Origin of the sequence: Kitasatospora sp. NPDC007106 (genome assembly GCF_040634455.1) — a bacterium.
Classification (GTDB): Bacteria; Actinomycetota; Actinomycetes; order Streptomycetales; family Streptomycetaceae; genus Kitasatospora; species Kitasatospora arboriphila.
The window spans coordinates 1-1,372 of sequence record NZ_JBEYFP010001247.1 but is presented as its reverse complement, the minus strand read 5'-3'; the positions used below and the strand labels follow the sequence as shown (position 1 = coordinate 1,372).

At 74.9% G+C, this 1,372-nt stretch carries 2 protein-coding genes and 1 pseudogene; all 3 read left to right on the top strand.

The genetic code is table 11. From position 1 onward, the window contains the following. Window positions 1-441: ATP-binding cassette domain-containing protein (locus ABZ641_RS37540; protein WP_359989077.1), on the top strand; the 441-nt coding region annotated here is incomplete at its 5' end. Then, window positions 438-1,220 carry an ABC transporter ATP-binding protein gene (locus ABZ641_RS37535; RefSeq protein WP_359989075.1) on the top strand — a complete coding sequence of 261 codons (783 nt, stop codon included), beginning with the start codon at window positions 438-440 and terminating at the stop codon, window positions 1,218-1,220. The genes ABZ641_RS37540 and ABZ641_RS37535, both read left to right, overlap by 4 nt. Continuing rightward, window positions 1,217-1,372: pseudogene (locus ABZ641_RS37530) on the top strand (branched-chain amino acid ABC transporter permease); the annotation flags it as partial. The gene ABZ641_RS37535 and the pseudogene ABZ641_RS37530, both read left to right, overlap by 4 nt.

The following is a 1,372-nucleotide window of genomic DNA, read 5'->3' as shown; positions in this document are numbered from 1 at the left end:
CGGGAGGCCCGCGAGCGGGTCTTCGCCCTGCTGCCGGTGCTGGCCGAGCGCCGCCGCCAGCGGGCCGGCCTGATGTCCGGCGGCGAGCAGCAGATGCTGGCGATCGGACGGGCGCTGATGGCCGATCCGCGCGTCCTGCTGCTGGACGAGCCCTCGCTCGGCCTGGCCCCGCGGATGGTGCGGCAGATCGGCGCGATCGTGCAGGAGATCAACCGGCAGGGCACCTCCGTTCTGCTGGTCGAGCAGAACACCGCGATGGCCCTCGCCGTCGCGCACCGGGCGCTGGTGCTGGAGAACGGGCTCGTCCGGCTGGAGGGCACCGCCGCGGAGCTCGCCGCCGGCGACGAGGTCCGCCGGCTCTACCTCGGCGCCGCCGAGGAGGACGGCCCGGCCGCCGCCGCCCGTCCGCCCGTCCGCGAGCTGCGCAGGTGGACGGCATGACCGCCCCCGCCACCGCCCGGCTGGAGGTCCGCGGCGTCACCGTCCGGTTCGCCGGCCTCACCGCACTCGACGACGTCTCGTTCACCGTCGAACCGGGCACCGTGCACGCCCTGATCGGCCCGAACGGCGCCGGCAAGTCCACCTGCTTCAACGTGCTCTCCGGCGTGTACCGGGCCGCCTCCGGCAGCGTCGCCTACGGCGGGCGGGAGATCACCGGCATGCCGCCGCACGCCGTCACCGGGCTCGGCATCGCCCGGACCTTCCAGAACATCGTGCTCACCGCGGGCACCGTCGCCGACAACCTGATGCTCGGCCGGCACCGGCTCACCCGGGCCGGGTTCGCCGCCACCGCCCTGCGCCTGCCGGGGGCCGTCCGCGAGCAGCGGCGGCACCGCGCACGGGCCGCCGAGATCGCCGGGTTCCTCGGCCTGGAGGCCCACTTCGACCAGCCGGTCGGCGCGCTGCCCTACGGCGTGCGCAAGCGGGTCGAGCTGGCCCGGGCGCTCTGCGCCGAACCCGGACTGCTGCTGCTCGACGAGCCGGTGGCCGGGATGAACCCCGCCGAACGCCTGGAGACGGCCGACACGATCGCCGCGATCCGCGCCGCCCTCGGCATCTCCGTCCTGCTGGTCGAGCACGACATGGGGATGGTCATGCGGCTCGCCGACACCGTCACCGTCCTCGACTTCGGCCGCCGGATCGCCGACGGCACCCCGGAGGCCGTCCAGCAGGACCCGGCGGTGCTCCGCGCCTACCTCGGACAGGAGGAAGCAGCATGACCCGGCTCGCCGAAACCCTGCTCGACGGAATCGCCCTCGGCTCCGTCTACGCCCTGGTCGCGCTGGGCTTCACCGTCGTCTTCAAGGCCTCCGGGGTGATGAACTTCGCGCACGGCTCCGTCCTGCTGCTCGGCGGCTGGGTGGTCGCCGCC

Bases quoted from the DNA above. Each gene is read 5' to 3' on its own strand.
- ABZ641_RS37535 (WP_359989075.1), top strand. From the start codon at position 438: ATGACCGCCCCCGCCACCGCCCGGCTGGAGGTCCGCGGCGTCACCGTC.